We start from the raw sequence: 18981 nt of genomic DNA on the forward strand, positions 1-18981 counted from the left end.
ATTCCTTGCTTGAGATCAGCCCATCAGAGCTTTTGACTTCGTTACTACATTCTCTACAGTGAAGCCGAACTTCTCCATGCAGGTGCCGCCAGGAGCGGAGGCGCCGAAACGATTCATGGTGATGCTGTCACCGTCGAGGCCAATAAAACGGTGCCAGCCGAATGTTTCTGCCGCTTCTACAACGATGCGCTTGCGCACGGCGTTCGGAAGAACTTCTTCTTTGTAGGCATCGCTTTGCTCATCGAAGAGCTCGACACAAGGCATGGAGACGACGCGTACTTTTTTGCCTTCTGATGTCAACTGTTTGGCTGCTTGGACGCAAAGGTCCAGCTCGGTACCCGTTCCGATCAGGATCAGATCGGGTGTGCCTGCACAGTCTTCAAGGACATAGCCACCTAAAGCCACCTTGTCGATGGAGGAGTTGGCCTGGTTGGCCATTCCTTGGCGGCTGAGGCACATGGCGCTGGGGCGGTTGCGATTCTCGATCGCAACTTTGTAGGCCCCACTGGTTTCGTTGCCATCACCAGGACGGAACACCAGCATCCCTGGCATGGCACGGAGTGAGGGGATGGTTTCGATGGGTTGGTGGGTTGGGCCGTCTTCTCCCACACCGATGGAATCGTGGGTGAGCACGTAAATCACCCCCAGCATGCTCAGGGCTGACAAGCGCATGGAGCCACGCATGTAATCGGCAAACACCAGGAAGGTGCCGCCGTAGGGGATCAGGCCGCTGTTGTGATAGGCGATGCCATTGAGGACAGCTGCCATTGCATGCTCGCGCACACCGAAGTGGAGGTAGCGCTTTTCAGGGCTTTCGGGCTGATAAGAACCTGTTTCTCCGGCGATGTCTGTGTAGTTGGAGTGGGTGAGGTCAGCTGATCCACCAATAAGTTCGGGGATTGTGGCTCCAAGGGCTCCGAGGCAAATCTGGGAATGCTTGCGGGTGGCCAGACCTTTGTCGTCTGCGGTGTAGGTGGGCAGGTTCTTGCCCCAACCCTGGGGGAGCTCACCGCGCAGCATCCGCTCAAATTCAGCTGCTTCTGTGGGGTACTTACTGCGGTAGGCCGCCAAGGCTTGATTCCACTCGGCCTCTTGTGATGCGCCACGCTCTACCGCTTGGCGGTATTGGTTGTAGGCCTCTTGAGGAATTTCGAAGGGCCCATGGGTCCAGCCCAGCTGTTTGCGCGTGAGCTCCGCTTCCTCTTCTCCAAGAGGGGCGCCATGGACACCAGCTGTATCACTCTTGTTGGGTGAGCCGTAGCCGATGGTGGTGGTCACCTTGATGATCGAAGGTTTATTGGTCACGGCTTTTGCCGCTTCAATGGCCTTGGCAATGGCGTTCACGTCGGTGTCGCCGTCGGCCACGTGTTGCACGTGCCAGCCGTAGGCCTCGTAGCGCTTGAGAACGTCCTCGGTGAAAGACACATCGGTGCGTCCGTCGATTGTGATGTGATTGTCGTCGTAGAGGGCAATCAATTTGCCCAACTTGAGGTGGCCGGCCAGGGAGGCTGCTTCTGAAGCCACGCCTTCCTGATTGCAACCATCACCCATGATCACGTAGGTGAAGTGATCAACAACTTTGGCGTCAGCCTTGTTGAATTTGGCGCCCAGGTGTGATTCGGCGATGGCCAGACCCACGGCGTTCGAGATTCCTGCTCCAAGGGGGCCGGTGGTGACTTCAATCCCTGGAGTCTCGAAGGTTTCCGGGTGGCCTGGTGTTTTTGAGCCCCATTGACGGAACTGTTTGATGTCCTCGATGGTCACCGAGTCGTAGCCGGTGAGGTGCAGGAGGGCGTATTGCAGCATGCAGCCATGGCCTGCTGACAGCACAAACCGATCGCGGTTGAACCACTTGGGGTTTTTGGGGTTGTGCTTCAGAAATTTGTCCCACAAGGCGTACCCCATTGGTGCGCAGCCCATGGGCAAACCGGGGTGACCGCTATTGGATTTGTTGACGGCATCAACGGCCAGCATGCGGATGCTGTTGACGCAGAGCGTGTCGAGAGAAGCGGTTGCGGCGGCCATGGAGTGAAGAGAAGGGGGACGAGGGGGGATTGGGCTGAGCTTGGTATTAGCTCATGCGTCGGAAGGCGAGGCAGACGTTGTGACCGCCGAAGCCGAAGGAGTTGGACAGCACTGTTCCTAGTGTTAGTTCACGAGCTGTGTTCGGCACAACATCCAGATCACAATCGGGGTCCGGATTGTTGTAGTTGATGGTGGGCGGGACCACGCCGTTGCGCAGGGCTAGCACACAGGCCACAGCTTCGATGCCGCCTGAGCCTCCAAGCAGGTGGCCTGTCATCGACTTGGTGGAACTCACCGGAATGTTCTTGGCACGACTGCCAAGAGCACTCTTAATGGCTGCGGTTTCGTTGCTGTCGTTGGCAGGTGTGCTGGTGCCGTGGGCGTTGACGTAGTCCACGCTGTCAGCTGAGATTCCGCCATCTTCAAGAGCGAGGCGCATGGCAGCGGCTCCACCGACGCCGCCTGGCGTTGGCGAGGTGATGTGGTGAGCATCGCAGGTGGTGCCGTAACCCACGATTTCGGCCAAAATTGTGGCACCCCGCGCTTCGGCATGGGCCAGGGTCTCAAGGACCAAAATCCCTGAACCTTCTCCGATCACGAAGCCATCCCTGGTTTTGTCGAATGGCCGACTCGCAGTGGCGGGATCGTCGTTCCTGAACGACAGCGCTTTGGCACTGGCGAAGCCCGCAACTCCCAGGGGCGTGATCGCTGATTCGGCACCGCCGCAGATCATCACGTCCGCCTTGCCCAACTGCAAGAGCTGGAAGGCATCACCGATGGCATTGGAGCCTGCAGCACAGGCGGTGGCTACTGCGGAACTCGGACCTTGGGCTCCGAGAGCGATCGCAGCGAGCCCGGTGGCCATGTTCGGGATCATCATCGGCACCGTGAAGGGGCTGACGCGACCCGGAGCTTTGTCTTTCAAGACATGAGCTTGGGTTTCCATGGTGAGCAGCCCGCCCACCCCAGAGCCGATGCTGACGCCAATGCGATGGGCATTGTCTGGAGTGATCGTGAGGCCGGAGTCGGCGAGGGCCTGCTTAGCCGCCACCACGCCGAACTTGCAGAAACGATCCCAGCGTTTGGCATCTTTGGGCTCAATGAAGCCGCTGGGATCGAAATTCTTGACTTCAGCAGCGAAGCGACAGGCGTGCTGCGCTGCATCAAACAAGGTGATCGCTTCGACGCCGTTCTTTGCGGAGGTCAAGCCCTCCCAATAATCAGCGACGGTATTGCCGATCGGTGTAACGGCACCGAGGCCTGTGACCACGACGCGCTGGAGACCCTCCACCATGCAGATCCTCAGGCTTGCTTGTCTTCGATGTATTTGACGGCATCGCCGACCGTGGCAATTCCTTCGGCGGCTTCATCGGGAATTTCGATGTCGAACGCTTCCTCAAGAGCCATTACTAACTCGACGGTGTCGAGGGAGTCAGCCCCCAGATCGTTCTGGAAGTTGGACTCAGGTTTGACTTCGCCGGCGTCGACGCTGAGCTGCTCCGTAACGATCGAACGGACTTTTTCGAGGATCGATTCCTGGGACATGGCCGTGCAGACGTGACGCCGCATCTTACGGGCTTGCCCCATGTGTCACCTCGTGGCGTTAACAACGGTGACGGCGTGCCTGCGTGAATGGCTCAGTGGCACCCGCGACGGGTACCTTGATTTCAAGTCATCCGCACCGGAACGGGCACATGTCCCACGCCGTCAAGATCTACGACACCTGCATCGGTTGCACACAATGTGTGCGTGCTTGTCCCCTGGACGTTCTCGAAATGGTGCCTTGGGACGGCTGCAAGGCGGGCCAAATTGCCTCGTCTCCCCGCACAGAAGATTGTGTGGGCTGCAAGCGCTGTGAGACCGCCTGTCCCACCGATTTCCTGAGTATTCGCGTCTATCTTGGGGATGAAACGAGTCGAAGTATGGGCTTGTCCTACTAAAGCCAGCTTTTATACCCATAAGATCAGCCCGGCACTGCCGGGTTTTTTTATATGTGCGGCATCGTTGCGGTGATCGGTTCGCGAGACGCGGCACCGCTCCTCCTGGAAGGACTTCGCCAGCTGGAGTACCGCGGCTACGACTCCGCGGGTATTGCAACGCTGCAGGGCAAGGATTTGCACTGCCTTCGCGCCAAAGGGAAGCTGAACAACCTCACCGTGCGTGTGGACAGTGAGGGTGCGCCAGGGCTTTGCGGGATCGGCCATACCCGCTGGGCTACCCATGGCAAGCCGGAAGAGCGCAACGCGCACCCCCACCGTGATGGCAGTGGAAGGGTTGCCGTCGTTCAGAACGGGATCATCGAAAATCACCGCGCCCTGCGTGAAGAGCTCACAGCTGAGGGTGTGAGCTTTCAGTCGGAAACCGACACTGAGGTGATTCCCCATCTGATTGCTGCGCAATTGCAGTTGATGGGGGTTGGTGAGGGGGCTGGAAACGGCGAAATTCTTTTAAAAGCCGTGCAGGCGGTCTTGCCCCGGCTTCAAGGGGCGTATGCCTTGGCGGTGTTGTGGGCGGATGCCCCCGGCGCTCTGGTGGTGGCACGCAAAGCGGCACCGCTCTTGATTGGTCTTGGGGAAGGTGAGTTTCTTTGCGCCAGTGATACGCCTGCATTGGCGGGATTCACGCGCACGATTCTTCCCATGGAAGACGGCGAAGTGGCGCTGCTCAGTCCGCTGGGGATCGAGCTCTATGACGCGGAAGGGGTGCGGCAACAGCGCACGCCAACCACGCTGAGTGGTTCGGATCACATCGCCGATAAGCGCCATTTCCGCCACTTCATGTTGAAGGAAATCCATGAGCAGCCGGAAACGGCACGGCTCTGGGTGGACCGGCATCTGCCAGTGGGGCTGCCTGCAAGCAATCCGGTGGCGCTTCCGTTTGAAGAGTCGTTCTACGAAGGCGTGGAGCGCATCCAAATCCTGGCGTGCGGAACTAGTCGCCATGCCGCCCTCGTGGGGGCCTATTTGCTGGAGCAATTCGCCGGGCTTCCCACCTCGGTGTTTTACGCCAGCGAGTTTCGCTATGCCCCACCACCACTGGCGCCCCACACCCTCACCATTGGGGTGACGCAATCTGGTGAAACGGCCGACACGCTGGCGGCGCTCAGCATGGATGCCAAGAGGAGGCAGGACGTTGGCCAGCCCGACTATGCAGCGAAGCAGCTGGGGGTGACCAATCGCACCGAGAGCTCCTTGGCCAGACAGGTGCCGTACATCCTGGATATCGGGGCCGGTATTGAGGTTGGTGTTGCTGCAACCAAAACTTTTCTTGGGCAGTTGTTGGCGTTTTATGGCCTGGCGATTGCATTCGCCGCAAGGCGGGGGCATCGCTCTGAGACTGAGATCAGCGAATTGCTCGAGGAACTTCGAGCTTTGCCGCAGCAGCTGGAACTTCTGGTGGAGCATCACGACAAGGGCTCGGAAGCGTTGGCCCCACGCTTTGCCGATACCAAGGATGTCATTTTCTTGGGTCGTGGAATCAATTACCCGATTGCCTTAGAGGGTGCACTCAAGCTCAAGGAGATCAGTTATATCCACGCCGAAGGCTATCCCGCCGGAGAAATGAAGCATGGGCCAATCGCCCTGCTCGACTCCCATGTGCCTGTGGTGTCGATTGCGATGCCTGGCCCTGTGTTTGAAAAGGTGTTGAGCAATGCCCAGGAGGCGAAAGCCCGGGATGCGCAAATGATCGGGGTGGCTCCTCAAGGTCCTGATACAGAGTTGTTTGATGCGCTGTTGCCCGTGCCTGAAGTAAGCGAGTGGGTGAGCCCGCTGCTCACCGTGGTGCCGATGCAGTTGCTGAGTTATCACATCGCTGCCTATCGCGGCCTGGATGTGGATCAGCCACGCAATCTGGCGAAGAGCGTCACGGTGGAGTGATTGCAGCAAATTTCTACGTTCCCACCAGGGACAGACGCGATGAGATTTGAGATGAAAGCGATTGGAATGGTCGTGCCTAAAGCAGCAACTCCTTGAAGTACGCAATCGTGGGCTCAAGACCGTTCTCTAGCGCCACCGCAGGTGTCCAGCCCAACTCCTTCTGTGCAAGATCAATGACGGGCTGCCGTTGGAGCGGATCATCTTGGGGCAACGGCTTGCAGATCAACTCCAACTCTGGATTGATCTTCTTTCGCACCAGCTCTGCCAGCTGCCGGATCGTGAATTCCGTTGGGTTGCCGATGTTGATTGGCCCGGTGTGGGTTCCATTCATCAAGCGAATCATGCCCTCGATGAGATCATCCACAAAACAGAAGCTGCGGGTCTGACTTCCATCGCCATACAGGGTCAACGGTTCTCCTTTCAGTGCCTGAACGATGAAATTGCTCACCACCCGGCCGTCATCAGGAAGCATGCGCGGACCATAGGTATTGAAAATCCGCATCACCCGGATCTCCAAGCCGTGCATGCGTTGATAGTCGAAGCAGAGCGTTTCAGCAATGCGCTTGCCTTCGTCGTAGCAACTGCGGATGCCAATCGTATTAACGCAACCCCGATAACTCTCGGGTTGGGGATGGACCTCAGGATCGCCATAGACCTCACTCGTGCTGGCCATTAGCAGCCTTGCCCCGACGCGGCGAGCTAGGCCAAGCATGTTGTAAGTACCGAGAAAGCTAGTTTTCGCCGTTTTCACCGGGTTGAACTGGTAGTGCACTGGGGAGGCGGGACAAGCTAGATGCCAGATCCGGTCCACCTCGAGCTTGATTGGCTCGGTGACGTCATGACGGATCAGCTCAAAGCGTGGATTCCCAATCCAATGCGCAATGTTCTGCTTTCGGCCTGTGAAGTAATTGTCCAGGCAGATCACCTCTTCTCCTGCTTCCATCAGACGGTCGCAGAGATGGGATCCCAGGAAACCAGCACCTCCTGTGATCAGATTGCGAGTGAGGGATGCTGGCATTCTTCAGGTCGTCAGGATTTGATTAGAGATGACTTGAGGTTGAATCTGTTTGGGCTTGTTCAAGCTGCCAACTGAAAAGCATCGCAAACCATCAACAAGGTCAATTCCAAGGTAAGTGAGAGCGGAAAAGTGTTTCTGGGAGAGGCGTTTGCCGATCGCTTGGTTAAATTTGCATGTGCCTGCTTGCGTTCGTTTTCTGGCTTGATGGTTGAGAAGGCGTTGAGTACCTCCCAATAGGTAAAAGCTTGAGACATGCAAGGGAGTGATCGGAAGTCTCTGTTCTATTGATTACTTCTTCCGTAGCGGTCTTCGAAGCGCACGATGTCGTCTTCGCCGAGGTACTCGCCGCTCTGTACTTCGATCATTTCTACGGGAATCCTGCCTGGGTTGGTGAGCCGGTGCTTGCAGCCCAGGGGGATGTAGGTGCTTTGGTTTTCGCCGATCAGCTGCTCTGTGCCGTCGCGTTCCACAACGGCGGTGCCGCGCACCACCACCCAATGCTCGGCGCGATGGTGATGCATCTGGAGCGACAAGCTGGCCCCCGGTTTCACGGAGATGCGTTTCACTTGCCAGCGCGTTCCCTCCACCACTCCGGTGTAGGCCCCCCAAGGGCGATAGATCTTGCGATGGGCTTTGCCCTCGGGGCTTCCCTCCGCTTCCAGCTGCTTCACCACCGTTTTAACGTTTTGTGCTTGGTTGCGATCAGCGATCAGCACGGCGTCATCGGTTTCGACCACCACCAGGTTCTCCACGCCGAGGCCCACCACCAGCCGGTGTTCGCTGCGTAGATAACAATTTTTGCTGCCTTCGCTGATCACACGGCCGCGCAAAACATTGCCGTTTTCATCGCGATCCGCGGTGTCCCAGAGGGCACTCCAGCTGCCCACATCGCTCCAACCGGCGTCGAGGGGAAGCACGGTGCCGAGCTCGGTCTGCTCCATCACGGCCACATCAATGGCCACATTGGGGCATTTGGCGAAGGCCTCTCGATCCAGGCGCAGAAAATCAAGATCGGCCATATCTTGTTCAAGGGCAGCGCGGCAGCAGCTCACCACTTCAGGGGCGAGTCGCTCTAGTTCGGCGAGCATGGCGCTGGCCTTAAACAGAAACATGCCGCTGTTCCAGGTGAAGCGGCCACTGGCCAGAAATTGTTCGGCGGTGGCTTGATCGGGCTTCTCAACAAACCGCGCGATCGGAACAGGCGTTAACGCTCCTGGCTCGAGCGGCTCAGTTGCTTCGATGTAGCCATAACCTGTTTCGGGTGCGGTCGGCACGATCCCAAAGGTCACCAAACGACCTGCCTCGGCTTCCTTTCGTCCAGCGGCAATGGCAGCTTGAAAGTGTGCCCCATCACGGATCACATGGTCGGCAGCGAGCACCAGTAACAGGGGATCTTCCCCTTGGGCTGTGGCTTGAAGGGCTGCCACAGCCACAGCCGGAGCGGTGTTGCGACCCATCGGTTCGAGCAAGATGGCTCCAGGCTGCACCTCGATTTGGCGCATCTGCTCGGCCACGATGAAGCGGTGGTCCTCATTGCAGATCAGCAGAGGGTCACCAAGGGCGTCGATGCCTGCCAAACGCTTCTGGGTTTGTTGCAAGAGAGTGTCATCTCCGCTACCGCCAAGGGGCCAGTACTGTTTGGGGTAACTTGCCCTGGATAGGGGCCAAAGGCGCGTGCCTGTGCCGCCACAAAGGATCACAGGAATCAGCGAGGTGACCACTGGCGCGTAGTGAAGTGGACTCATTGTTGCGCAGGCCTGCCGCCTTGCACCTTGATCCACTGTGTTTGTTGGAGCAGTAGCTCGATGTCCGATGCTGAGCTCACGTTTGTGTTGCCCATCCCAGTGAGGCCCTCTTGAGCGCCCTGGTCACGTTGCTGCTGTTGGCTTTGGCAATCGCCTGTTTCATCGGCGGTTGGCTGGCTCCTGAGCTGGTGGCGTTGTTGGCCGCAGGATTGCTGATGGCCACAGGAGTGCTTACACCTAATGAGGCATTGGCTGGTTTTGGCAGCCCTGCCTTGATCACGTTGGTGGGGTTGTTTGTGCTCTCCAATGGCTTGCTGCACAGCGGTGCTTTGGATCGCTTGCGTGAACTGTTGGCATCGCCACGGATTCGTAACCCCAGTCAGTTGATGGTGGTGTTTGGCTTTGTGGTGGCACCGATTTCCGGCTTCATCCCCAACACCCCGATCGTGGCGATCTTGCTGCCTGTGGTGCAGGGCTGGTGTCAGCGCCGCGGAATCAGCCCGTCGCGGGTGTTGATGCCCCTCTCGTTTGCAACCCTGATTGGCGGCACGATCACCCTGATTGGCACCTCCACCAGCCTGCTCGCCAGTGATTTAGTTACGCGGCTCGGCTACGGCACCTTTGAGCTGTTTTCCTTTACGGCCATCGGTATTCCTGTGTGGCTGATCGGTGCCTTCTACCTGGTGATAGCTGGCCGTTGTTTGCCCGATCGCGGTGATCAAAGCGACGACAACTTGCAGGCGTTGAGCCGTGATGGCTACCTCACGGAGGTGGTGATCCCAAACCGCTCTCCGCTCTGTGAGGTCACCTTGCATGAGAGCCGGTTGCAGCGCCGCTTTGACGTGGATGTGCTCGATGTGCACCGCGACGGCCAACGGCTTCAGCCGCCCCTGGCCCAATTGCGCTTGCAAGCTGCCGACCGCTTGCTACTCCGCTGCAGCCGCCAGGAGCTGTTGCGCTTGCAGCAAGACCGGATGGTGGATTTGGCCGGCACCCTGCTCGCTGCGGAATTGCCCCACATCCGTCATGCCGAGGTGTTGGTGCCGGCTGGCTCTTTGTTGGCAGGAGCCACCCTGCGCGAGCTGCGCTTTCGTCAGCGCTTCAATGCCACCGTGCTGGCTGTGAACAGGGCGAACAGCACCCTTCGCGATCGCTTAGGGCGGGTGGTTCTTCGCGAGGGAGACATGTTGCTACTGCAGGCCCCGCTCGATGCCCTGCGCGGGCTGCAGCAATCCAGCGATCTGGTGGTGCTCGATCAGCTCGACGACGATCTCCCCTCCACCCACCGCAAGGGCTTGGCGATCAGCGTGATGCTCGCCGTGCTGTTGCTGGCAGGTTTGAAGGTGATGCCACTTGTTGCAGCCGTGCTGGTGGGTGTGGGGGTGTTGGTGATCGGCAATTGCCTTGATGCCGGTACGGCCCTCCGCTCGATTCGTTGGGATCTTTATGTGCTGTTGGGTGGTCTCTACAGCTTCAGCGTGGCCCTACAAAAAACGGGTCTGGCGGATCAGGCGGCCTCAAGCTTGCTCACGTTTCTTCAAAACAGCTCCGCCTATGGGGCCTTGCTTGTGATGTATGCGATCACCCTGGTGGCCACCGAACTGCTCAGCAATGCAGCCGCCGTGGCTCTGGTCTTACCGATCGCTGCTGCTGTAGCCACGGGATTGGGGCAGCCGCCGATGCTGTTTGCCACCGCCGTGCTGTTTGCGGCCAGTCAAAGTTTTCTGTCGCCGATTGGCTACCAAACCAACTTGATGGTGTACGCCCCTGGCCGCTACCGCTTCCTGGACTTTTTCCGCTTTGGTTGGCCGCTCTCGTTGGCTTACACCCTGATCGTTCCCCTGTTGTTGCTTTGGTTTGCTTAAAGCTCCAGGAGTCCTGGCGGTGGGGTGAGCAGCAACCAGCCCTCCTCCAGCTGCACCTCTGGAACGATCGCTTCCACGAAAGGAACCAACACCGTTTTGCCATTGCTGAGCTTGATCTCCAGCAGGTCATTGCCGCCGCTGATCAGGTTGCTCACCGTGCCGATCGGTTCGTCATTTCCCCCTAATCGCGCCTCGAGGCCCACCAGATCGAGCAGGTGAAACTCCCCATCCGCCAGCTCGGGCCGGTCCGTAGCAGGCACCAGCACCGTGCAGCCAACGAGCGCTTCCGCATTGGCCCGGTTGTTCACGCCTTTCAGGCGCACCACGTAAATGCTTTTGCCTGGCAGCTGCCGGCCTTCGAGCAGCTCCACTTCTTTTGGCTCTGATCCCTTGGCTTGCAGCCAGCGAGGGCCTGGCTCGGTGAAGCGTTCGGGAAAATCACTGGCCGGGTTCAGGCGCAGCTCGCCCCTTAATCCCTGAGCGCCCACGAGCTGCCCCACCGGCAGCCAGTCGTCTGTGCTGCTCGGATCAGCTGAATGAGGTGACGGAGTGGAAGTCATCATTCGATAATGGCGCTACGACCGCCGTTCCTTCCATGGCTTCTGCCGCTCCGATCCTGCCTGGTACCACGGTCACCGTGGTGGACACCCGCTCGATTTACAACGGCTACACCGGGTTTGTGCAGCGGATCAGTGGCGATCGTGCGGCGGTGCTCTTTGAAGGCGGGAATTGGGACAAGCTTGTGACGATGCGCCTCAGCGATCTCAGCGCCGCTTGATGGGATGACTTGGCGTCTGCGCTTGCGGCGGATTGTTCTTGATGCCGACACCAGGGCCGGCCGTGTTTACAACCTGATCATTTTTGGCACGATTCTGCTCAGCGTGGCTGGCCTTTTAGTCCAGCCCCATCCCTTGAGGTTGGCCGCGCCGGGTGAGGTGCCCAGCTGGGTGGGGCAGTTAGAGCATGTGTGTTTGTTGGTGTTCATCGCCGACTTCCTGCTGCATTTGTGGGTATCCCCCAAGCCGCGCAAGTACCTATTCAGCTTCTACGGCTTGATTGATGTTTCAGCCGTTCTGTTCTTTTTCGTCCCCCAGATCAGCAGCGGTCTGATTCTCTGGATTTTCAAGTTTGGGCGGGTGCTGCGCGTGTTCAAGCTGCTGCGCTTTCTCGATGAAGCCCAGCTGCTGGGCAATGCCTTGAAGGCCAGTGCCCGCCGGATTGGCGTGTTTTTGTTTTTTGTGGTGATGGCCCAGGTGGTGCTGGGCTATTTGATGGTGCTGGTGGAAAGCAGCCATCCAGAAACCCAGTTCCAGACTGTTGGCCAAGGGGTGTATTGGGCGATCGTCACGATGACCACCGTTGGTTATGGAGACATCGTTCCCCAAACGGTGCTCGGTCAATTGCTGGCTGCTGTGGTGATGCTGCTGGGCTTTGGGATCATCGCCATCCCCACGGGGATCATCACCGTGGAAACGATGCAGCAGGTGCGCCGCGGTGGCCGCAGCTGCCTGAGTTGTGGAGCGCAGAGCCATCGCTCGGAAGCTCTGCATTGCGATCAGTGCGGAGCGATGCTGCCGTCTGCCTCAGCTAAAGGTTGACGTAAGGCTTCTTTAGCTGCCTGCTGCTCTGCTTGGCGCCGCGATCCACCCCAGGCCTCTGCTGTTGGACAGCTTTGGTTATGGATGAACACCTGACAGTGAAAACGCCGGGGGTCACCATGGCGCTGGCTGATTTCTTTGCAGGTGTAAGTCGGTAGCCCCAGCCCCTGGGATTGGGTCCATTCCTGCAGCGCTGATTTGCTGTTTCCTCGGTGGGGATCCGCGAGCACATCGCGGCTCGTTTGCCGCCAGTAGGGCGTGAGCCAAGTCTGCACGGGAGATACCTTGCAGCTGATCCGGTAGATCGCGCCGATCAGGGCTTCGCAGTGCTCGGCCCGAAGGGTGGCGCTTGCGGCCACATCGCCGCTTGCCTTGGATCCCAGCTTCAAGAGCGCTTCGATGCCGATGGCTTCGCCCAAGTCCGCCAGCCAGCGGTCGCTTACTAATTGGGCGCGCAGAGCAGAGCGTTCCCCCACAGGCATTTGCGGGTGTTCGGATTCGATGAAATCCGAAGCCGCCAGGCGCAGCACCGCATCACCGAGAAACTCCAGCTGTTCGTGATGGCGCGCGAACCCTGTGGAGGTGTGGGTGAGCGCTTCGTCGAGGTGCTCTAACTGCTCCGTGTTTAGGGCACTGTTGTTGGGGCTCGACTCTGGAACGAGTTGGCGCCAGAGCTCTTGAAGTTGTTGTTCGCGCAGGGGAGTGATCACAGCAACTCCGGCGGATGCGAATGACTTGTTTTTAGCTTGAGGCTCTTGATGATGCAGCCTGACGGAACAGCAACAAAGAGGGTTGAAAGCAGGACATAAGCCGGGTTCTGTTCACCCTTCCAAGGAAGGGGGGTGATCATCTATCTGGGATCGTCGTTACCGACGACCTCGAGCGGCGCACTCTGGCGGAACGGGGAAGATGGCCACCCGTCGTTCCTAGGCCTTGCTCCCAGCCGGGGTTTACCGAGCCAGCACCTCTCGATGCTGCTGGTGCGCTCTTACCGCACCTTTGCACCCTTGCCTGTGCCGGCGAACCGGCCATCGGCGGTGTGTTTCTGTGGCACTCTCCTCACGGTCACCCGCACTGGGCATTACCCAGCAAGCCTGGCCATCGGGGAGCCCGGACTTTCCTCAACCAATGACTGCAGCCCGAGGGCAACGGCCATCAATTGCGATCACCTCGCCTACTTTCAACCCCCATAATGGCTCCTGAGGGGCTGTAGCTCAGCCGGATAGAGCGACGGTTTCCTAAACCGTAGGTCGTGGGTTCGAGTCCCGCCAGCCCCGTGACTGAAGGCCATCGCGCTGTTCCTTTCTCTTGATGAGCTGATCCTTTTGGTTGGTTGGGGTAGCTAGGTGCTCAACCCCCGCTAATTTTGGAAGTGTGAACCGGTTCCATGACCCAGCTTCACGAGCTTCGGCTGCGGCTTTTGGTTCAGCAGGAAAGCGAGCGCATCGCTGCCAGCCAGCCAAGCGACCTTGACTTATCTGTGGTGCAAGCGCGTTGCCTCTGCTGGCTTGCCCTCTTGGCGGAAGCCCATGAAGATCAGGCCAGTGACGCTGAGAGTCGTGGAGATACCGAGCAAGCGATGGGGTGGTTTGCCGATTCCATGCGTTTGCGGGATGCTCTCAATGTGGTGAGTTCGATCGAGATCCCTCTGCCAGGTGTTGTGGACAGGGATGCGGATCCGTTCCTTGATCAGCTCGATGATCGGTCCGGGTTTGATCAGGATCCGCCATTGGCTGCTTGATCAGGTGTCATGATGGTTACTAACTGAGGGTCTGCTTTGCCTGAAGAGCCCTGTCAATGCCCAGACTGTCAACGCTTCTACCGTGAGCATGACCGTCTGATCAGAGAGTCACCAACCTTGCGTCAGCAGCAGGAGCTGAGTTGGGCGGCCCTTCAAGCCTTCAGAACCCTCTCTGGCCGTGTGCTCGAGGATCTGCAAAAGCAACATGGCACCCCGGGCGCTGACGCCCAAACCCATGCCACCCCGATTGGTGGTGGAGAAGAGCCTGCTGATGCTATCCATCAAGCGATGGCTGATTTGGAAAATATCAATGCTCACCTTTTTTCCATCGAAGCCTTGATGGAGCGCATCTTTGATGTGCGTGTGCCTGACGATATTGAACAGAAGTTCAGGGAGCTGGCGGGTGAACTCGCCCCAGATCCCCTCAATGCCGATCGCCTGCGCTTGAATCGTCTGCTGCACCAAACCCCTGATCTGCCCGATCGCAGCTGAGCAAGCGGCGTCTTTTTGTAGCTTTCATAGAAGAGTGAGTTAAACGCTTCAAAAAAAGCCCCCGAGAATATCTCGGGGGCTTTTGAATATCAGCGGACGTCGCAGGTGATCTCCACTGGCATGGCTTCCACCTTCCAGATGTCGCGGCAGTAATCACGAATCGAACGATCCGAGGAGAAGAAGCCGCTTCTAGCGCTGTTCAACACAGACATTCGGTTCCAGTGATGACGATCGGTCCAGGCCAGGCTCACCGCATCCTGCGCGCGCAGGTAGTCGGCGAAATCAGCCATCACGAAGAAGGGATCATTCCCGGTGAGATTGTCAATCAGAGGACGGAAGAGCTCACCATCGCCATTGCTGAAGTGACCCATTTCCACCAAGCGGATGGCCTCTGCCAGCTCAGGAACCGATTCGACCACTTCCCAAGGCCTGTATCCGCCTTGCTTGAGAGCAGCAATCTCTTCCACGGTCTTGCCGAATAGGAAGAAATTCTCCGCGCCCACGTGCTCACGGATTTCCACGTTGGCGCCATCAAGGGTGCCAATCGTGAGCGCTCCATTCATCGCGAATTTCATGTTGCCGGTACCGGACGCTTCCTTGCCGGCCGTGGAGATCTGTTCGGAGAGGTCTGAGGCTGGATACACCTGTTCGCCGAGCTTCACGTTGTAATCAGCCAGGAACACCACCCGCAGCCGTCCGTCCATGTCGGGATCAGCATTGATCGTTTCGGCGATGCCGTTGATGAAGCGGATGATCAATTTGGCCATGTAATAGCCAGGTGCCGCTTTGCCTCCAAAGATCACCGTGCGTGGTGCCATGCCATCGGCCTTGCCGTTTTTGATCCTCAGGTACTGGGTAATCACCTGCAGAGCATTGAGATGCTGGCGTTTGTACTCATGGATGCGCTTCACCTGCACATCAAACAAGCTGGATGGATCCACCAACACACCGGTGTTGCGGTGTATGTAGGTCGAGAGCTTGCGCTTCACGGAGAGCTTGGTGTCTTCCCAGTGGTTCAAGAAGCCAGTGTCATCCTGACGATCCTCAAGCTTGCGCAGGATCTCCATGTTGGTAACCCAGTCTGGGCCCACATGCTCATCCAGAAGGGTTGAAAGTCCTGGATTGGACAGGGCCACCCAACGCCTTGGGGTGACGCCATTGGTCACATTGGTGAATTTTTCGGGCCAGAGCTCGGCGAATTCCGGCATCAGTTGCTCGCGCACCAAATCGGAGTGGAGCGCCGCGACACCATTCACATGATGGGCGCCAATGGTGGCGAGGTGGGCCATGCGGATGGACTTACCACCCTCTTCATCGATGATCGAAAGTTTGCGTTGAATCGCTTCGTTGCCGGGATAGCGCAAGCGCACCTGCTGCAGGAAGCGACGGTTGATTTCATAAATCAGCTCTAGATGCCTGGGTAACAGGCTTCCAAACAGCTTGAGATCCCATTTCTCGAGGGCCTCGGGGAGCAGGGTGTGATTGGTGTAGGCCACGGAACGGCGAGTGATGTCCCAAGCCTTGTCCCATTCCATGTGGCGATCATCGATCAGCAGACGCATCAGTTCTGCAACCGCGATGGCCGGGTGAGTGTCGTTGAGCTGAACAGTCCAGTACTCGGGGAAGTCGTCGACGGAAAGACCACGGTTATCGAGACTTCGCAACATGTCCTGAAGCGAGCAGCTCACAAAGAAGTGCTGCTGCTTCAGGCGTAGGCGCCGGCCCTCATCGGTGCCGTCGTTGGGATACAACACTTTGGAGAGGGTTTCGCTCCCCACTTTTTCTTCCACGGCGCCGTAGTAATCGCCGATGTTGAAGGCGTAGAAATCGAAGCTTTCCGTGGCATCGGCGCGCCAGAGACGCAGGCGATCGCAGGTGTTTACGCGGTATCCGAGCACCGGTACGTCGTGGGGAACACCAATGGCGTGATCCGAGGGGATCCAGCGCGAGCGGTAGGTGCCTTTGTCGTCGAGATAGCTCTCCGTGCGGCCACCAAAGCCCACGAAACAGGCTTGATCGGGTTGCGGCAGCTCCCAAGGCCAGCCTCCTTTCAGCCACTTATCGGTGACCTCCACCTGCCAGCCATCGCGGATCAGTTGGTCAAAAATTCCGAATTCGTAGCGGATGCCGTAGCCCGTGGCTGGGATTTGCAAGCTTGCCAGCGACTCCATGTAGCAAGCGGCGAGGCGCCCCAGACCGCCATTCCCGAGGCCAGGCTCCTCCTCCACCTCGATGATCTGCTGCAGGGATTCAATCCCGAAGCGCTTCACGGCTTCTTCCGCTTCGTTCTGAATTCCCAAATTCAGCAGATTGTTGGCAAGCTGCGGCCCAATTAAAAACTCCGCAGATAAATAGGCCACGGTTTTTTGCGGTCGAGCCCGAATCGCCTCCAAGCTGGCCAGGTAGCGCGTCATCAGCCGATCGCGCACCGCATAGCTCAGGGCCATGTAAAGGTCGTGGCGGCTGGCGGATGGTGCAAGCTTGCCGAGAGTGAAAAACAGATGTTCTGTCATGCCGTCGAACACGGCATCAGCATCCAATCCCGCCCGTTCTGGGTCGGCGTAGCAACCAGGAGTTGGAAGGCGAAGATCGAGGGGTTCGGAGCTGCTCATGGAGAGAGAAATATTGTGATTGCTTTTTGTGTTGCGTTAAGTGTGGTGGTAATGAACCAAGAAAGCTTGAAATGGTCGCCGAACTGTGACCGAGGCTTCAGGTTCAACGGTCGGTCAATTAAGGGTTGAGCAGCCTCTTTTTTGTTGCCATCAGCTAGCAGGCCATCGCAATGCGCGGTCAGAGATCCCGTTTGCCCTTATGGTCCCGCTGAGAAAACATGCCGATTCCGATGCTCGCTGCTGCGATGCCGCCCCTTCTCACGCCGCTTTTGGCTGAACTGTCAGCCCACGATCTCGAGATGGCGGGCACCTTGATTGGGGTTGGCCGATTCATGCTGATCTTCGTGGCGGCGCGAGCGCTGGCCGAGGTTTTGGTTCGCCTTCAGCTCCCCACAATCTTGGGAGAGCTGCTGGCCGGTGTGCTGATCGGCGCCTCTGGTCTCCATCTCTTGGTGCCACCAGAAACCCAAGTGGAGCTGAGCAATGGCTTAGTCACCCTGTTGGGATCCCTGGGCAATGTGCCCCCCGAGGCAGTCACGGAGCTCTACAACGAAAGCTTCCCAGCGCTGGAATCGGTTGCTCAGCTTGGTCTGTTTGCTTTGCTGTTCCTCACCGGTTTGGAAAGTGAGCTCGATGAACTGATCGCCGTTGGCACTCAGGCCTTCACCGTGGCTGTGGCCGGTGTGGTGTTGCCCTTTGCCCTAGGCACCTGGGGGCTGATGGCTCTTTTCCATGTAGGAGCGATTCCTGCGATCTTTGCGGGTGCGTCGATGACCGCCACCAGCATTGGCATTACCGCCAGTGTGTTCGGAGAACTCGGATATTTGAAAACCCGCGAGGGGCAGATCGTGATCGGCGCGGCCGTTCTTGATGACATCCTCGGCATCGTGATTTTGGCTGTGGTGGTGGCCTTGGCCTCCGGCGGAAACCTGGAAATTGGTCCGATCGTCAAGCTCGTGGCTGCAGCCGCTGTGTTTGTTGTGGCGGCGATTGGCTTGAGCCGAACGGCAGCCCCAGCCTTTGACTGGTTGATCGACAAGCTCAAGGCACCGGGTGAGGTGTTGGTGGCATCCTTCGTCATCCTTGCGCTGAGCTGCTTTACCGCCACCGCGATTGGCTTGGAGGCCGCCCTCGGTGCCTTTGCGGCTGGTTTGATTCTCAGCAGCTCAAAGCACAATCACGCCATTCAGCAGGCCGTCCTGCCGATCGTGACCTTGTTCGCCACGATCTTCTTTGTGCTCGTGGGTGCCGGCATGGACCTGTCGGTGATCAATCCTTCGGATCCCGCGAGCCGCACTGCCTTGATCATCGCCGCCTTCCTGTTTGTGGTTGCCGTGATCGGCAAGATTGCTGCTGGTTGGGCCTTTGTGAGCAAGCAACCCACCCGTCGTCTCGTGGTTGGACTTGGCATGATGCCCCGCGGTGAAGTGGGTTTGATTTTCCTAGGACTAGGTACCAGCGCCAAGCTTTTGTCGCCCTCTCTCGAGGCAGCCATTCTGTTGATGGTGATCGGCACCACCTTCCTGGCACCGGTGTTGCTCAGGTTGGTGATTGGTGGGGATAAGCCCGATGACGATGACAAAGTCGATGCTGAGGTGGCGGCTGATCCTGTTGGGTTGATTTAACCGCGCAAGCCTCCAGGACTTAATCCCCTTGCCCGCGAGCGACTACGAGAAACAAACTCCAGCCAATGGTGATTAAGGCCAAGCTGGAGGCCCAACCTGGTCCGAGCGCCCAAGCCAGCACGAGTTGGGTGATCACACCTACGGCAAGGGCGAGCAGAAGACTGCTGATCACCAAAGCGGCCTGACGCCAGGCCCCACTCAGGGGCCCGTCTTCCAAACTGGCCTCCAGCCGTTGAAGTGGGCCACTGAGCGGTAGGTAAAGGGCAAGAGCCCAGAACAGGCCTCCGCTGAGGGTGCTGCTTTGCAGCAGGGGCCCCATCTCGTATGTGTCCATCGTTGGCAAGTGCCCGGCGCTGCGGAGGAATGAACAGGATGACTAGCA

18 protein-coding genes, 1 tRNA gene and 1 other RNA gene are annotated in these 18981 nt (G+C 58.3%); 9 read left to right on the top strand and 11 right to left on the bottom strand.

The annotated features are described in order from the left end of the window. Positions 1-15: 15 nt before the first annotated feature. From tkt to acpP, 3 genes are read right to left on the bottom strand one after another with little or no spacing between them, the layout of a single operon-like run. Positions 16-2025 (bottom strand): transketolase, encoded by a 2010-nt coding sequence (gene tkt / locus DXY38_RS02950; protein WP_115070406.1) that lies wholly within the window; start codon positions 2023-2025, stop codon positions 16-18. Positions 2026-2071: 46 nt separating this feature from the next. Beyond that, the gene (fabF, locus tag DXY38_RS02955) at positions 2072-3319 is read right to left on the bottom strand and encodes a beta-ketoacyl-ACP synthase II (protein WP_115070407.1); all 1248 of its coding nucleotides are present in this window, start codon (positions 3317-3319) and stop codon (positions 2072-2074) included. An 8-nt stretch (positions 3320-3327) separates the two neighbouring features. Next, positions 3328-3570 (bottom strand): acyl carrier protein, encoded by a 243-nt coding sequence (gene acpP, locus DXY38_RS02960; protein WP_038014040.1) that lies wholly within the window; start codon positions 3568-3570, stop codon positions 3328-3330. A 149-nt stretch (positions 3571-3719) separates the two neighbouring features. Between acpP and psaC the strand changes: the two genes are divergently transcribed. Further along, the gene (gene psaC / locus DXY38_RS02965; protein WP_006042515.1) at positions 3720-3965 is read left to right on the top strand and encodes a photosystem I iron-sulfur center protein PsaC; all 246 of its coding nucleotides are present in this window, start codon (positions 3720-3722) and stop codon (positions 3963-3965) included. A 51-nt stretch (positions 3966-4016) separates the two neighbouring features. Further along, entirely contained in the window at positions 4017-5903 is a 1887-nt protein-coding gene (gene glmS, locus DXY38_RS02970) for a glutamine--fructose-6-phosphate transaminase (isomerizing) (protein WP_115070408.1), read from the top strand. A gap of 76 nt (positions 5904-5979) precedes the next feature. Here glmS and DXY38_RS02975 read toward each other — a convergent pair whose 3' ends face one another. Genes DXY38_RS02975 through DXY38_RS02985 form a run of 3 tightly spaced genes read right to left on the bottom strand, consistent with a single transcriptional unit; the run spans position 5980 to position 8666 of the window. After that, on the bottom strand, positions 5980-6921 hold the full coding sequence (locus DXY38_RS02975; protein ID WP_115070409.1) for a UDP-glucuronic acid decarboxylase family protein: 942 nt from the start codon (positions 6919-6921) through the stop codon (positions 5980-5982). A 59-nt stretch (positions 6922-6980) separates the two neighbouring features. Further along, on the bottom strand, positions 6981-7175 hold the full coding sequence (locus tag DXY38_RS02980) for a hypothetical protein (protein WP_136988020.1): 195 nt from the start codon (positions 7173-7175) through the stop codon (positions 6981-6983). Positions 7176-7202: 27 nt separating this feature from the next. After that, the gene (locus DXY38_RS02985) at positions 7203-8666 is read right to left on the bottom strand and encodes a mannose-1-phosphate guanylyltransferase/mannose-6-phosphate isomerase (protein WP_115070411.1); all 1464 of its coding nucleotides are present in this window, start codon (positions 8664-8666) and stop codon (positions 7203-7205) included. A 110-nt stretch (positions 8667-8776) separates the two neighbouring features. On the opposite strand from DXY38_RS02985, the gene DXY38_RS02990 reads away from it, so the two are divergent. Then, positions 8777-10531, top strand: a complete 1755-nt coding sequence (locus DXY38_RS02990; protein ID WP_115070412.1) for an SLC13 family permease — start codon at positions 8777-8779, stop codon at positions 10529-10531. Here DXY38_RS02990 and rimM read toward each other — a convergent pair. Then, entirely contained in the window at positions 10528-11091 is a 564-nt protein-coding gene (gene rimM / locus DXY38_RS02995) for a ribosome maturation factor RimM (RefSeq protein WP_115070530.1), read from the bottom strand. The two genes, DXY38_RS02990 and rimM, sit on opposite strands and share 4 nt — an antisense overlap. Before the next feature lie 35 nt (positions 11092-11126). Between rimM and DXY38_RS03000 the strand changes: the two genes are divergently transcribed. Both DXY38_RS03000 and DXY38_RS03005 read left to right on the top strand, forming a co-directional pair. Beyond that, positions 11127-11309 carry an NAD(P)H dehydrogenase subunit NdhS gene (locus DXY38_RS03000; RefSeq protein ID WP_115070413.1) on the top strand — a complete coding sequence of 61 codons (183 nt, stop codon included), beginning with the start codon at positions 11127-11129 and terminating at the stop codon, positions 11307-11309. A 4-nt stretch (positions 11310-11313) separates the two neighbouring features. Then, positions 11314-12129 carry an ion transporter gene (locus DXY38_RS03005; RefSeq protein WP_115070414.1) on the top strand — a complete coding sequence of 272 codons (816 nt, stop codon included), beginning with the start codon at positions 11314-11316 and terminating at the stop codon, positions 12127-12129. Here the strand turns inward: DXY38_RS03005 and DXY38_RS03010 are convergent. Both DXY38_RS03010 and rnpB read right to left on the bottom strand, forming a co-directional pair. Then, complete coding sequence (locus DXY38_RS03010; protein WP_115070531.1) at positions 12087-12839, bottom strand: ribonuclease III family protein; 753 nt, start codon at positions 12837-12839, stop codon at positions 12087-12089. The two genes, DXY38_RS03005 and DXY38_RS03010, sit on opposite strands and share 43 nt — an antisense overlap. 80 nt (positions 12840-12919) lie before the next feature. Next, positions 12920-13311: RNase P RNA component class A (gene rnpB / locus DXY38_RS03015), an RNA gene on the bottom strand. A gap of 21 nt (positions 13312-13332) precedes the next feature. Between rnpB and DXY38_RS03020 the strand changes: the two genes are divergently transcribed. The 3 genes from DXY38_RS03020 to DXY38_RS03030 all read left to right on the top strand — a co-directional run bounded on the left by DXY38_RS03020 (position 13333) and on the right by DXY38_RS03030 (position 14362). Beyond that, positions 13333-13406 (top strand) — tRNA-Arg (locus DXY38_RS03020). Between the two features lie 110 nt (positions 13407-13516). Next, the gene (locus DXY38_RS03025; RefSeq protein WP_115070415.1) at positions 13517-13870 is read left to right on the top strand and encodes a hypothetical protein; all 354 of its coding nucleotides are present in this window, start codon (positions 13517-13519) and stop codon (positions 13868-13870) included. 36 nt (positions 13871-13906) lie between these two features. Beyond that, a complete protein-coding gene (locus tag DXY38_RS03030) occupies positions 13907-14362 on the top strand; it encodes a hypothetical protein (protein WP_115070416.1) in 456 nt (151 codons plus the stop codon). Positions 14363-14451: 89 nt separating this feature from the next. On the opposite strand, the gene DXY38_RS03035 is transcribed toward DXY38_RS03030, so the two are convergent. After that, positions 14452-16974, bottom strand: coding sequence for a glycogen/starch/alpha-glucan phosphorylase (locus DXY38_RS03035; RefSeq protein ID WP_115070417.1), 2523 nt, complete (start codon positions 16972-16974; stop codon positions 14452-14454). Positions 16975-17204: 230 nt separating this feature from the next. Here DXY38_RS03035 and DXY38_RS03040 point away from each other — a divergent pair, with 230 nt between their 5' ends. Beyond that, positions 17205-18599 (top strand): cation:proton antiporter, encoded by a 1395-nt coding sequence (locus tag DXY38_RS03040; protein WP_170952839.1) that lies wholly within the window; start codon positions 17205-17207, stop codon positions 18597-18599. 19 nt (positions 18600-18618) lie between these two features. Here the strand turns inward: DXY38_RS03040 and DXY38_RS03045 are convergent, their stop codons facing one another. After that, on the bottom strand, positions 18619-18933 hold the full coding sequence (locus tag DXY38_RS03045) for a hypothetical protein (protein WP_115070418.1): 315 nt from the start codon (positions 18931-18933) through the stop codon (positions 18619-18621). Positions 18934-18981 lie beyond the last annotated feature (48 nt).

Source organism: Synechococcus sp. UW179B, from assembly GCF_900474245.1.
Classification (GTDB): Bacteria; Cyanobacteriota; Cyanobacteriia; order PCC-6307; family Cyanobiaceae; genus Synechococcus_C.